Annotated in this window: 14 protein-coding genes; 7 read left to right on the forward strand and 7 right to left on the reverse strand. The window is 65.0% G+C overall.

Annotated features, from left to right (window positions below; all coding sequences use genetic code 11):
• Positions 1 to 774 carry a 23S rRNA (uridine(2552)-2'-O)-methyltransferase gene (locus tag NO362_RS02755; RefSeq protein ID WP_256546039.1) on the reverse strand — a complete coding sequence of 258 codons (774 nt, stop codon included), beginning with the start codon at positions 772 to 774 and terminating at the stop codon, positions 1 to 3.
• A 309-nt stretch (positions 775 to 1,083) separates the two neighbouring features.
• Here NO362_RS02755 and NO362_RS02760 point away from each other — a divergent pair, with 309 nt between their 5' ends.
• Genes NO362_RS02760 through NO362_RS02770 form a run of 3 tightly spaced genes read left to right on the forward strand, consistent with a single transcriptional unit; the run spans position 1,084 to position 2,899 of the window.
• The gene (locus tag NO362_RS02760; RefSeq protein WP_256546040.1) at positions 1,084 to 1,464 is read left to right on the forward strand and encodes a cytochrome c maturation protein CcmE domain-containing protein; all 381 of its coding nucleotides are present in this window, start codon (positions 1,084 to 1,086) and stop codon (positions 1,462 to 1,464) included.
• The gene (ccmA, locus tag NO362_RS02765) at positions 1,461 to 2,228 is read left to right on the forward strand and encodes a heme ABC exporter ATP-binding protein CcmA (RefSeq protein WP_256546041.1); all 768 of its coding nucleotides are present in this window, start codon (positions 1,461 to 1,463) and stop codon (positions 2,226 to 2,228) included. Before NO362_RS02760 ends, ccmA begins: the two co-directional genes overlap by 4 nt.
• Positions 2,225 to 2,899 (forward strand): heme exporter protein CcmB, encoded by a 675-nt coding sequence (locus tag NO362_RS02770; protein WP_256546042.1) that lies wholly within the window; start codon positions 2,225 to 2,227, stop codon positions 2,897 to 2,899. The genes ccmA and NO362_RS02770 overlap by 4 nt, the downstream gene beginning before the upstream one ends.
• A gap of 238 nt (positions 2,900 to 3,137) precedes the next feature.
• On the opposite strand, the gene NO362_RS02775 is transcribed toward NO362_RS02770, so the two are convergent.
• The 5 genes from NO362_RS02775 to NO362_RS02795 form a co-directional block, all read right to left on the reverse strand.
• Positions 3,138 to 3,884, reverse strand: coding sequence for a halocyanin domain-containing protein (locus tag NO362_RS02775; RefSeq protein ID WP_256546043.1), 747 nt, complete (start codon positions 3,882 to 3,884; stop codon positions 3,138 to 3,140).
• A 63-nt stretch (positions 3,885 to 3,947) separates the two neighbouring features.
• Entirely contained in the window at positions 3,948 to 4,067 is a 120-nt protein-coding gene (locus NO362_RS02780; protein WP_121568659.1) for a CcmD family protein, read from the reverse strand.
• Positions 4,068 to 4,069: 2 nt separating this feature from the next.
• Positions 4,070 to 4,843 carry a cytochrome c biogenesis protein CcsA gene (gene ccsA / locus NO362_RS02785; RefSeq protein WP_256546044.1) on the reverse strand — a complete coding sequence of 258 codons (774 nt, stop codon included), beginning with the start codon at positions 4,841 to 4,843 and terminating at the stop codon, positions 4,070 to 4,072.
• 3 nt (positions 4,844 to 4,846) lie between these two features.
• A complete protein-coding gene (locus NO362_RS02790) occupies positions 4,847 to 5,539 on the reverse strand; it encodes a cytochrome c biogenesis CcdA family protein (protein ID WP_256546045.1) in 693 nt (230 codons plus the stop codon).
• 24 nt (positions 5,540 to 5,563) lie between these two features.
• Positions 5,564 to 6,928 (reverse strand): c-type cytochrome, encoded by a 1,365-nt coding sequence (locus NO362_RS02795; RefSeq protein WP_256288648.1) that lies wholly within the window; start codon positions 6,926 to 6,928, stop codon positions 5,564 to 5,566.
• A 241-nt stretch (positions 6,929 to 7,169) separates the two neighbouring features.
• Here NO362_RS02795 and NO362_RS02800 point away from each other — a divergent pair, with 241 nt between their 5' ends.
• The 4 genes from NO362_RS02800 (at position 7,170) to NO362_RS02815 (ending at position 12,301) form a co-directional block, all read left to right on the forward strand.
• A complete protein-coding gene (locus NO362_RS02800) occupies positions 7,170 to 7,709 on the forward strand; it encodes a thioredoxin family protein (protein WP_256546046.1) in 540 nt (179 codons plus the stop codon).
• A complete protein-coding gene (gene ccsA / locus NO362_RS02805; RefSeq protein ID WP_256546047.1) occupies positions 7,706 to 10,153 on the forward strand; it encodes a cytochrome c biogenesis protein CcsA in 2,448 nt (815 codons plus the stop codon). Before NO362_RS02800 ends, ccsA (NO362_RS02805) begins: the two co-directional genes overlap by 4 nt.
• Positions 10,153 to 11,409, forward strand: coding sequence for a carboxypeptidase-like regulatory domain-containing protein (locus NO362_RS02810; protein ID WP_256546048.1), 1,257 nt, complete (start codon positions 10,153 to 10,155; stop codon positions 11,407 to 11,409). Before ccsA (NO362_RS02805) ends, NO362_RS02810 begins: the two co-directional genes overlap by 1 nt.
• A gap of 148 nt (positions 11,410 to 11,557) precedes the next feature.
• Positions 11,558 to 12,301 (forward strand): DNA polymerase sliding clamp, encoded by a 744-nt coding sequence (locus NO362_RS02815; protein ID WP_121568664.1) that lies wholly within the window; start codon positions 11,558 to 11,560, stop codon positions 12,299 to 12,301.
• 45 nt (positions 12,302 to 12,346) lie between these two features.
• Here NO362_RS02815 and NO362_RS02820 read toward each other — a convergent pair whose 3' ends face one another.
• Positions 12,347 to 12,937: a DUF7474 family protein gene (locus tag NO362_RS02820; protein WP_121568665.1), complete on the reverse strand. Its 591-nt coding sequence runs from the start codon at positions 12,935 to 12,937 to the stop codon at positions 12,347 to 12,349.
• Positions 12,938 to 13,021 lie beyond the last annotated feature (84 nt).

A 13,021-nucleotide genomic window follows, 5' to 3' on the forward strand; every position in this document is an offset into this window, starting at 1 on the left:
CTATTCTTCGACGACTTCGGCGAAGCCGAAGTTCGGCTTCAGGTCGGTGACGCGGACACGGACTGAATCGCCCGTTTCCGTGCCGGCGACGAAGAGCGTGTAGCCGTCGATCTTGACGACGCCGTCGCCCTCGCTGCCGACGTCGTCGACGACGACGTCCAGTTCTTCGCCTTCTTCGACGGGCGCCGTGATCCGGTGTTTGCCGACGAGATACAGTTCCGACGAGGAGTCCCGAGAGGCGTCCGGGCGGATCGAGCGAACGTACTCGAACTCCTCGTCGATCTCCGCGCGCAGGTCGGCGAGGTCCTGGCCGTCGAACACCTTCGCGGCGAAGTCGCCGCCGGCGGGCAGCAGGTCGAGTGCGACCTCGAACGCCTGCCGTGCGAGGTGGACCGAACGCGCGTGATCGACCGAGTACTCGCCGGTCATATTCGGCGCCATATCGGAGATGACGACGTCTGCGCCGTCGTCGCCGATCCGCTCGCGGAGTTCGTCTTTCGTCTCCTCGTCGGTCATATCGCCGCGGACCGTCTCGACGTTGTCGTGATCGAGGTCGCGGATGCGCTGGAAGTCGACGCCGACGACGGTGCCGCGGTCGCCGACGGCCTCGGCAGCGACTTGGAGCCACCCGCCGGGTGCCGCACCGAGGTCGACGACGGTGTTTCCGGGACCGAACAGGCCCGCCTCCTCGTCGAGTTGCTTCAGTTTGTACGCCGAGCGGGCGCGGTAGCCCTCCTGCTTTGCCTTGTTGTAGTAGTGGTCTTTCCCAGTCATCGGTACCACCCACCTCCGTGAGATACTCTCGCCCGATCGTCGCGGGGCGAACGCGTCGGTTGCATACGACCTAAGAGACGGTCAGCGGGGAAAGGTTCGTCGGAGCGAGCCCCGAGAAACTGACACGGACGAGTTGGCACGCCAACACCACCCGCGAATAGTCGGGGCGGCGACGTCGACGCGGCAGGGGCCACAGACGACCGCGGAACTACTATCGAGGTTGTCTATCGAGGAGGGAGGCATAGGCAGAAGCGGCCCAAGTCGTGGTGATTCGGTACAATCAAGAGTGCCCAGCCACTCCCTCCGGTAGTGCGCCGGAAGAACAAACTCCTCGTCACGACGGTCGGGATTCTCGTGCTACTCGCCACGCTCGGCGTGACGAGTATGAACGCCTCGGCCGCGTTCGTTTCGCCGACGCAGATCTCCGAGAACGAGGGAACGTATCAGGACGACTGGGTGAATCTGGAAGGAGTCGCGACGGACCTCGACACCGAGGGCCAGACGATCACCTTCGCAGTGACGGACGGTAACCACACCGTCCCGGTCGTCTACGAAGGGACTGTTCCCGATACGCTTCAGGACGGCCGTGTCGTCGTCGCGAAAGGGCGATACGACGGCGGCGAACTCGTCGCGAACAAGCTCTCGGTTCGTGCACACGAGGGCGAAGAACGGCCCGAAAGCGCTCGATGAGGTCGGGAGACGATCCGGTCAAAGCTGACGCGGTCCCGCCTGCAATCGAGGTCGCGGACGTGACGAAATCCTACGGACACTTCACGGCCGTCGAACGGCTGTCGTTCACGGTCGAACGCGGATCGACGCTCGGGTTGTTCGGCCCGAACGGAGCCGGAAAGACGACGCTCCTCCGAATGCTCGCCGGACTCACGCGGCCGACTGAGGGGACGATCTCGGTCGACGGCGTCGCGTTAGCACCGGACGATTACACTACCTATCGAACTGTTGGCGTCGTCACCCACGAGACGATGGTGTACGACGAACTCACCGCACGGGAGAACCTCCGGTTTCACGCCGGCCTCCACGGCGTCGACGACCCGGCGGCGCGGTGTGAGTCGGTGCTCGAAACCGTCGGCCTGAGTCACCGCGGTAGCGACCGCCCGGGCGAGTTCTCCCACGGCCTCCGAAAGCGGCTCTCACTCGCGCGGGCGCTGTTGCACGACCCCGAAGTGTTGCTCCTCGACGAGCCATACACCGGACTCGATCAGCGGTCGGTCGCCGACCTCGAAACCGTCCTCGACGGCTTCGACGACCGGACGGTGGTGTTGACGACGCACGACCTCGAACGAGGCGTCGAGCGGTGCTCGCGTGCGCTCGTCGTCGACCGCGGACGGATCGAAGCCGACGCCGACCTCGACGAATCGGGCGCGGCGTCGTTCGAATCGACGTATCGGCAGGCGATCGGTGTCGACGAACCAGAGACGAGCGAAGCAGTGCGATGAGTTCGTTCCTCGGCGCCATCTATCGGGTGCTCAAGAAGGACCTCCAGATCGAGCGCCGGACGAAGCAGGTGACGACCACGGTTGCGGTCTTCGCGCTGCTCGTCGTGCTCACGTTCGCGTTCAGTTTCGTCCAGACGCTCCAGAGCGCCGCGCTGCTCGGACGCGGCGCGCTGTGGGTCGCGTTCGTGTTCGCCGGCACGTTCGGCGTCACGAAGACGATCGAACTGGAAGATCGGAACGGCGCGCTCGACGGCCTGCTCATCGCCCCGATCGACCGCTCGGCGATCTACCTCGGGAAGGTCCTCAGCACCACCGTGTTCATCTTCGCGGTGAGCCTGTTGACGCTGGGCGCGACGTCGGTCTTCCTCGGCTACAGTCCCTCGATGTCGACCGCGGCCGCGATCGTCGGCGTCCTCCTCGTGTCGGCCGTCGGTTTCTCCGCCATCGGCGTCGTGGTCTCGATCCTGACGTTCCGCTCGGGGCTGGACGAACTCGCCTTACCCGTCCTTCTGGTGCCGCTCGTCGTCCCGCTCTTGCTCGCGGGGGTCGAACTCACGACCGCGCTCGAAAGCGGTGCGCCCCTCGGTGGCTGGCTCCGCCTCCTCACGCTGTACACCGGCATCGTGCTGCTCGCCGGCATCGCGACGTTCGAGTACGTCGTCGAGGAGTGAGAGAGCGGCGACTCGATGAAACGCCGTCGCAGGAGCTCAACGGTGTCGTGAACGACTCTCATTTACTCTCACTGTGTACCGCCGAGCGCCACTCCCGGTGGCGATGATCGGCGGTAAGAGACGAGAGTAATCATTATCAGTCGACGTGCTAGAAGCAGCCTCTACAGTTTCGACGGGTCAGAACCGTCGGCTACGGTCGCGTCGGCAGTACAAAAACAGTCGCCAGCGGCGCGAATCCTCAGTTAGTGTTCGCCGGCGGGCCGCCGCTTTCGTCGCTCTGCTTGAGCAGCAGGAAGACGGCGAAGAAGATCGGCGAGAGCAGGCCGAGCACGAGCGTCGTGACGAACGTCGCACCCTCGAAGGAGATCGGCCCGGAGGCACCGGAGAGACCGCTGCCTTCGCCGCCGCTTTCGCCGCCGCCACTGCCACCGCTTTCGCCGCCACTACCGCCGCCACCGCCACCGCCGCCGCCGGATTCGAGCAGCGGCTGGGAGACCTGACTCGAGTCCATCCCGCCGCTGCCGCCGACGACGACCGCGCCGAGCATTCCGAGCGCGCGGTGGGGCTGACAGAAGTACTTGTACGTTCCTTCGCTCTCGAAGGTGTACTCGAACGTCTCGCCGGCAGCGGAGTACATCTCGCTCTCGAAGGTGCCGTCCTCGGCGATGACGTTGTGGCTGTTGCCTTTCCCGGTCCACTGCCAGATGACGGTCGTGCCGGGGTCGACGCGGATCGCCGCGGGGTTGAAGCCGTAGTAGCCGCCGTTTGCCTCAGATCCGACCGAAATCGTCACTTCGGACTGGCCGGTGAAGTCGTACGTGCCCTCGAAGTTACCCACACCGTCGAACCAGCCGCCGTAGTCGGGTTCCGACTGGGCGGCCGCGGTGTCCGCCGAGAGTGCGAAGGTCGCTGCTGCGCCGACGCCCGTCGCCGTGCGGCGCAGGAACGCTCGTCGATCAGTCGATGTGTCAGTCGTGTCGTCCATTGTCGTTGAATCGTTGTTGAGGTTTTGTGTGCGTTCTGGTTTGCTGTCCAATACTACGCGTCGTTACGTCTGTGCGTCTTCGAGTCGTCGTTCCAGCCGCGACATCCGGCGCTGTAAGTACGTCACGTATCCGAAGAACGCGACGAAGAGCGCGGTGTATCCGGCCAAGAGTAGTGGTTCCATGGTTATCGCCTCCGTGCTGAGTGCAGTCTGCGTACTTGCTGTTCGAGTTCGTGAAGGTGGATCCGGATCCCGAGGAGATAGAGATACAGGAACGTCGCCGCGACGAGCGTCACGACGAGCGTGAGCGGATCGATGTTCGCGCTGACGCCGCTGTTACCGATCGTCGTCTCGTGGAACGTCGGCGTCCAAAGCCGCGTCGACGCGTACGACAGCGGGACCGTCACGAATCCGACGACCCCGTAGACGGCCGCGTATCGATCGCCCGTCTGGTCCTCCGTGGCCGAGTGAACGACCAGGTAGCCGGCGTAGATGAACCACACGATCAGGAACGTCACGAGCCTGACGTCGGTCCACTCCCACCAGGAGTTCCAGATGACTCGCCCCCACGCGCTACCGAGCAACAGCGTCAGCGTCGCGAAGAGGAATCCGAGTTCGCCGGAACTGTGGGCCAGCCGGCTCCAGAAGGGGCCGCGGTAGCGCAGATACAGCGCGCTCCCGATGAACGTCGAGCCGAGCGCGGCCGCGGCGACCCACGCGAGCGAGATGTGCCAGTACGCGAGTAGATTCGCCCCGTGTTCGATGCCGTACATCGTATCCGAGGCGTAGCCGAAGACCAGCACCATCGACAGGAGGCCGAATCCGAACGCCCCCCACGAGACGAGCCGGCTCCGCGTCAGGCGGTGGAGAAACGCCGTGACGGTGCCCAAAATACGGGCGAACCGAATGCTCGTGCGGTTGCGCGTGCCGTCGTCGTCCGTGGATGAACTACCGATCATACGTTATAGCCAGTTCGTTACCGATGCAAGAGCAAGTTTGTCGAGCCCAAAGAGGACAGCGATTCCGAGCGCGATGAGCGCGTATCCGGTCGCTGTCCGGAACAGCTCGGTCGATTCGCCGTTCGTGACCGAATCGAGGAGCCGTCGGCTCCCGGCCTGCCCGACGTAGGCGACCCCGAGAAGCGGGATCGAAAAGCCCGTCCCGTAGATCGCCAGGAGACGGGCGCTGCCGACCACGTCCGAGGTCGTCCCGACGTACGCTAAGACGCCGCCGAGCACCGGGCCGACGCAGGGGAGCCAGATGACGCCCAGCAGCAACCCGACCACGAAGGCGTTCGCGAGCGGGTGCTCGCGCTCGTCGACCCGGCCCGTGAGCCGCGACGCCCGTCCCGCGAGCCGTGAGGCGTACCGCGAGTACAGGTCGTTCACGTCGTCGTCGGCCATCACGATCCCGAAACCGAGCATCAGCACCGCGAACGGCGCGCGGACTGAGTCGGGGGTCACCGAACCGATCATCCCGGTCGCGACCCCGAGTGCGGTGAACGTCAGTGTGCTCCCGATCACGATGACGATCGGTCGCAGCACGTGTCCGTTCGCTCCGACGACTAACACGGGGATCATCGGGAGACAGCACGGCGTCAGGATGGTCAAAACCCCCGCGAAAAACACCGCGGCGGTCGTCGGATTGTCCATCATTCGATGCTAGTCGTGATGAATCCGTTAGCTCGCCGTCTCGCCGGACGCTGCGGACGATTCGCCCTCGAAGGCGGTCGTGACTGCGTCTTGCGCCGACATCGACGACTGCTCTGTGGAGTTGTCGGCCGTCGAGTTACCGACGTCCTCGTAGGTCCGGATCCACGTCGTCTCCCACGAGCCGTCGACCGACTCGTTCTTGAGCGGCTGTTCGTACCGCTCGACGTCGTCCGGGATCATACCCTCCTCGAGCGGGGTGTCGTCGACCGGGATCCCCGCGAGCATGAGCTTCTTCGTCATCGGATTCATATCGTAGCCCAAGCGCTGCTGCGTGCGGTTGTAGTAGACCGCTTCGTCGGGCGCACCGGCGACCGCCCAGTCTTTGGGCTGTCGCGGGAGGTGCGGCCGCTTGTGCGCGTTCATATATCCGGCGACGTCCTGGACGTCCTCCCAGTTGGAGAACGTGTGGCCAGCGCCGTAGGGCATCGATTCGCGGATGAACCCTGCGGAGGTGTAGATACGACCCATTCCGGCACCGTCGTTGAAGGAGTCTTCACCCCACAGCGGCGGGTACTGACCTTCGACGCCCTGTCCGTCAGCACCGTGACAGGATGCGCAGTTTTCGAGGTACAGCTCGGCCCCACGGACCGGGTTGACCTCGGAGACGGGCACCTTCTCGTCGCCCTCCGGCTTCTCGATGTGCCGCCAGTACGGGACGGTTTCGCTCGGCGTCCCCTTGTTGAGCCAGACCATGTAGGACTCCATCGCCTGGATCTCACGGCTGTCGTAGGCCGGGACGCCCTCTTCGGAGCCCGGCGCGTTCATACTGCGGAGGAAGCAGCCCATAATGCGCTGCCGCATATCTCGCATCCGCTGGGTCCGGCCGGTCCACTCGGGGTAGCCGGCCGCGGTCCCGACGAGCGGAATCATATCGATGTCCTGCCCGACCATTCCGGTCGTCGTCGGGAGGTCGCCTCCGCCGTGACAGTTCGCACAGGAGAGGTCGTTCCCGACGTGTTCGGGCATCTCGTTCGACGTGTTCGCGAAGATGGCACGACCCTCACGGATGAGTTCGCGCCGGTTTTCGTTCTCCGGAAGCGTCGAGTTGTTCATCTCCTTGGGGACGAAGTTCACTTCTTCGCCCGCCGTTGCGTTCTTGTACTGGAACTCCTGTTCGCGAAGCTCCTCGCTGTACCACTTGCTCCCGTTCCACGTCCCGGGGAGTTCTCGCACCTCGCCGCCGCCACCGCTGGCGGCCGCCGGCGCGTCCGACGGACCACCCATAAAGGCGATAGCGCCGTTGACGGCGAACACGACGAGGATCGCCGCGAGAACCGTCCCGAAGACGAGCAGGACGGGTTTGAGCAGGAGGGTGGAATCTCCTTGACTCATCGCTCGGTCACCGTGACCGTACTTTCTACAATCATTTCGTATATTCCTCAGTTACGACGGTATCTGCGTATGAATATAGCCGAGTAATAAAGATTCCCTTCTGCACAACTTCTCGCCGGCTCTCAGCGAAAATCGAGTTACTGAGAAGACATAAACGTGCGGAATATTGCCACTTCCCAGCTAGACTAGAGAAGTCTACGACGGTACATTTTACTGCGGGAATCTACAAGCGGCTACACCGATGAACCCACGAAAGGCGATGACGATCGCCTTCTTCGCCCTCTTGCTCGGGATCGGGTACCTCTCTATGAACGCAGCTCCGGTCCTGTCAGACGAGGGCTACTCGTATCACGGCGAGGTCAAATGGCAGACGAACTATTCGAGCGCGGTGGAGACGGCCGCCGCGGAAGACGAGCCGGTCGTGATCTACTACTGGACGACCTGGTGTACCTACTGCGAGGACTACAACCGGAACGTCTACAGCGACCCGACAGTGCAATCGGAGCTCGACGAGTTCACCAAAGTCGCAGTGAACCTCGACAGCGACTCCGAGAGCGCGACCCGGCTACAACAACGGTACAATATCAACTACCCGCCCCAGCACGTCATCGTGACGCCTGAGGGCGAGGTACTCACCCGAATTCCTGGCTACGCGGCGAAAGATGACTTCCTGTCGTATCTGGAGACGGCCAAGCAGCGCTACCAGGCCGGACAGACAGCAAACGGAACGTCGCAGAGCACAGAGAACACGGCCGGCCGGTTGACGGAGGCCGCAGTATGAATCCGGGAACGATCCTGCTCGCGCTGGCGTTCCTCTCGGGACTGTCGGGGACGGCGATTCTCGCGCGGTCGTACCTCCGCGACGACGACGCGTACCTCTCGTACGTCCCGAAACTGACCGCGGGGACGGCGGTGCTTCTAGTTGCCGCACTCGCACACCTCACGTACCAGTTCATCAGCCAGGACTACACGAACGCGTACGTGTGGGAGAACACGGCCTCGTACCTCTCGCTTCTCTACCGGGTGACCGGCGTGTACGCTGCCAACGAGGGGTCGGTGCTCCTGTGGGCGGCGATCGTCGCCGTCGTCGCGCTGGTCGCGAGCCTCTCACGCGGGTTCCCGACCCGGCGCGGGAAGCTCATCCACGCGTTCACCGTCGGTCTCGTGACCTACTTCACGGCGATGTTGCTGCTGCAGAGCCCGTTCGCCTCGGTGCGAACGGAGTTCCCCAACGCGCCGCCCGGGTTCGTACCGACGAGCGGGCAGGGCCTGAACCCGCTCCTCGTCGATCCGTATATGGCGATCCACCCGCCGGTGATGTTCATCTCCTACGCCTTGCTGACGATGCCGTTCGCCATCGGAGCGGCGCACTTCATCGCGCTGTTCCGCGGCGACGACGGCCTCTTTTCGGCGTGGACCGGGAGCGTCACGCGCTGGCTCCGGCTTAGCTGGCTCTTCCTCACCGCCGCCGTCGCGCTCGGCGGCCTCTGGTCGTACACGGTCCTCGGCTGGGGTGGCATCTGGGCGTGGGACCCCGTCGAGACGGCAATCTTGGTCCCGTGGCTGTTCCTGACGGCGACGCTACACGCCGTCACGAACTACCGGCCCGGCGGCCGCTATCGGATCCTCGCGCCGGCGATGACCGCGAGCGTCTTCGCGCTCGCCGTGTACACGACCTCGGTCGTTCGGAGCGGCGTCTTCAGGAGCATCCACTCCTTCGCCGACGGCGGCATCGGCGCGTCCTTCCTCATACTGATGGGCATCACGACCCTACTGGGCGTGGTCGCTCCGTTCGCCTACTGGCTGTTGCAGAACGACGACTCTGACGACGACGCCGAAGCGGCGGCGGGCGAATCCGGCCTCGCTGGCTGGATCAACCGCTCGAATCTGCTGCACCTCGCCGTCCTGCTGTTCGGCCTCCTCACGTTCGTCTCGTTGTGGGGTCTCTCCTTCCCCGTCCTGCGGAGCGCGATGACCGGGCTCGAAGTGTCCGTCGAGTCGCGCTACTACAACCTCTGGAGTTTCCCGCTCGTGCTCGCGGTGCTTCTCCTCTTGGGCTTCTATATGGACTACGAGCGGGACGGCCTGCGCCGGAGTCTCATCAGCCTCGGCGTGTTCGGCCTCGCGACGGTCGTCGGAGCTGCCGTCGCGCCCTCCGAGACCTGGCGGCTGGCGTCCGTTCGCCCGAGCGACGCCTTCGTCTACCAGCTCGTCGGCAACGCGAGCGCGCTGTCGGTGCTGCCGCCGGTGGCGTACGCCATCTTCGGGACCGTGAAGCGCACGGGCAGTCGGATCGCGGCGACGACGAGCCGAGACGCGAAACTGAAAGAAAGCGGGATCACGCTCATTCACGTCGGCGCCGCGCTTCTCGTGCTCTCGCTGCCGTTTATGTACCTGTTCGCCGGTCAGGCATCGGTGATGGCCACGGGCGTCGCCAGCGGTGCGGTCGACACTTCCCAGCGCGACGTCGGGGACTCCCCCTACGACGTCCGCGTGCTGGGCTACGAACAGAACGAGTTCCCCAACAACCCCGAACCCGAGACGTACGCGCTGTCGTCCTCGCAGGTCCTCACCCGCGGGCAGTCGTTGAACACCTCGGTACAGGCCGTCCACGGGACGGTGACGGCGATACGTGAGGGACCACAGGCGACGGTGGTGCAACTCGACAACTCCCAGGTCTGGGTCGGCGTCGCCGGGAACGGGTCCGTCGGCATCGAAACCGGCCAGGAGGTCGTCGCGCGCGGCCAGGTGATGTGGGAGTTCGTCCCGACCGCCGACGCGATCGTCCTCGCCGGCCCGCAGACGATCGGTCCGGCCGACGACCCGCCGGAGTCGGTTGTCCCGACGCGCGTCGTCGCCAACGGCGTCTCACTCGCCGTCTACGACGAGGACGGCATCGTCGTCTCCGGCGTCGCCGGACAGCGCGAGTACCCCGAGCAGGGCGGCCTCCAGGTCAGAGACGTGCTGATCGACCGCGGACCGCTCGTCGACACCTACGTCATCGCGGGCGTCAGCGACGGAACCGCCTCGATCTCGGTCAAGCGCGTGCCGTTCGTCACGCTGATGCGCGTGAGCATCCTCGCGCTGCTCGTCGGAATGTTACTCGTGTTGTTCTTCGATCCGCGACACGGCGTGCGGACGAGTGCGAGCGCAGGAACGAGCGATCGGAGATCGACGCAGCAGACGAGCAGTGACGCCGGTGCCGTCCAGGAGGTGAGCGACTGATGCGGCGTCTCATCGCGCTCCTCGTCGTCGTCAGTTGTCTGGCGTTCGTTCCCGTGGCCTCCGCGACGACGACGGTCAGCGGAACGGTCACCGCCGAGGACGGAAATACGGACGGCGCTCGCGTCGAAGTCGTCCCGCTCACGCAGCAGCAACAACGCGCCGACGGCTCGGTCACGACGACCATCGACGGCTCGTCGTTCAGTGTCGACGCACCGGACGCGCCGAGTTACGCCGTTCGCGTCAGCTACGGCGGCGCGACGCACTACGAGATACTACAGAATCAGACGCAGGTGTCGATGGACCTCACAGAGGGCGTGTCTGGAACGATCCGCAATCCTGACGGAAGCGGCACCGAGGGAGCGGTCATCGAAGTCGTCGACGAAGACGAGTTCGTCGTCGACACCTACCGGACGAACGCGACCGGTTCGTTCGCGTTCGGACCGCTCGAATCGGACGAGACCTACGAGATTCGGGCGGCCGTCGGCGATGCCGAGTACCGACGCACGGTGGACCCGTCGACGACCGACAGCGTGGCGATCACGGCGCAGCCGCCGACGAGCGACACCTCGATATTGAACGTCGCGAACCGCTCGCCGACGGGCCACGTCGTGCAGATGCTTCCGGCGCAGAACGCCTCGACGAACCCGAGCGTCGTGGAGACGGTCGCCTTCGAGAATCCGACCGACCGGCCGTTCGTCGGCACGGTGACCATCGGGCTCCCGGCCGACGCGTCGCCGTACGCCGCGATGGTCGGCGGCGAGCAGGCGCAGTACAGACGCACCGATACCGGCGTCCAGTTGAACGTCAGCGTGCCGGCGAACGGCACCACGCAGATCGGCGCGGCCTACGACCTCACCGGACGGCAGTTCGAAAAGCAGGTCGTCCGCAACACGTCGTCGCTCGCGGTCGTCCTGCAGGGCTACAACACCTCGAAGGTGAGCCACTCGGAGAACCTCCGGGTCGGCTCCTCGCCGATTTCGCTTCTCACGACGACCGGGTCGCTCGACGCGGGTGAGACGATAAGCGTCGACGTCTCGGGAGCGCAGATGGAGGCGGCGGGAGCGGGCGCCACGTCCGACTCCGGATCCAGCGCCGGCGCGTCGTCCTCGGAAGTCGAGACGTCCTCTTCGGAGAGCGGATCGATCCCGTCGTTCCCCGGCGTACCGATCCTCGGCGGGATCTTCGGGACAGTGATCGTCGGACTCGGCGCGTACCGCGTCGCCGACGCTGGGCTGTCAAATACCGGCGAAGACTGATCCAGCACGTAGGCTCTGCGAGAGCGACGACGGACGGCGGCATCTACGACTGACGGCTGCCGTCCACGACTGACAGCACCTGTTCGTCGTCGCGCGCGCGAACAAAAATCAGGAGTATTTTTAAGCCCGCTGTCGTAGCCCCGCTCATATGTTCAAGGCCATCGTGAGCGCGTCTACGCTCCAGGATGCGCTCGACTCGGTGAGCGTGTTGGTGGACGAGTGCAAGATCCGGCTGAACGAAGACGAGTTGTCGATTCGCGCCGTCGATCCCGCGAACGTCGGAATGGTGGATCTCTCGCTCGACGCCGCCGCTTTCGAGTCCTACGAGGCCGACGGAGGCGTCATCGGCGTCAACCTCGCGAAGCTCGAAGACTTCGTCGGGATGGCGAGCGGCGATCAGCTCGTCGAACTCGAACTCGACGAGGAGACCCGGAAGCTCAACATTCGGATGGACGGCCTCTCCTCGACGCTCGCGCTCATCGACCCCGACTCGATCCGCCAGGAGCCCGACATCCCCGACCTGGATCTCGCCGCGGAGATCGTACTCGAGGGCGCACAGCTCGACCGCGGGATCAAGGCCGCCGATATGGTCTCCGATCACGTGCGGCTCCGCGTCGACGCGACCGACGAGGCGTTCCACATCGAAGCCGAGGGCGACACCGACGACGTCGACTTCGAACTCGACACCGGAGACCTCATCGCGCTCACGGCCGGCTCGGCCGACTCGCTGTTCTCGCTGGACTACCTGAAGGATATGAACAAGGCGATCCCGAAGGACGCGGAGGTCACCGTCGAACTCGGCGAGGAGTTCCCGGTGAAGATCCACTACGCGGTCGCCGAAGGACAGGGCAACGTTACGTATATGCTCGCGCCGCGCATCCAGAGCGACTGAAGACGCGGGGCTGCGGCCAAACGAGGCCGTCGAACGGGCGGAAAATCACCCGCGGTGGCGATCGATGACGCGCTTTGCCGCCTGGGCCTTCTCCTTCCAGCCGTACCCCGCCTCGTAGACGTGGCGCTTGGAGTCGACCAACGCTTCGGGCGAGGGTTCCTCGAATCCCCCGCGAGCCCACGCACCGCTCTCTCGCAGCCATTCGACGACGTTCTCGCGGGTCTCCGACCACGAGAGCCCGACCATCTCGTACCACGCGATCATCGCGAACACGGCGTTGTCGTGACAGCCGGGAACGCTCCCGTGGCGGTAGAGCGTCCGCATCGGCTCGCGCGTCGGCTCGGACACCTGCTCGCGGAACTCCGCGGCGGTGAGGAGTCTCAGGACGTCGTTACCCTCCGTGACGCGCTCGTCGCGCTTCAGGCGTTCGAGCGCGGCGCGGTGGAGGCCGTCCCACTCGCCGTCGACCGCGTCATACAGGTCCGCCTCCTCGGTCGGCGCGGCCGTGAGACGCGAGACGATGTCGATGTAGGCCTTCTCGACGTCGGGCCAGGGCGTTCCCTCGAACTCACAGTCGGCGTCGTGAAGGCTGTTCGTGGCCCGGCAGTCGGGACACGGGTAGTCGAACTGCGGCACGCAGAGAGAGTGGGCACGTGTCGTCTTAGATGATACGGTGTGGATCGCCGACCGTGGCGTTCGGGACGCGCCGTCAGTCGTCGA

It is taken from the genome of Halobellus inordinatus (assembly GCF_024498335.1).
In the GTDB taxonomy this organism is placed as follows: domain Archaea; phylum Halobacteriota; class Halobacteria; order Halobacteriales; family Haloferacaceae; genus Haloquadratum; species Haloquadratum inordinatus.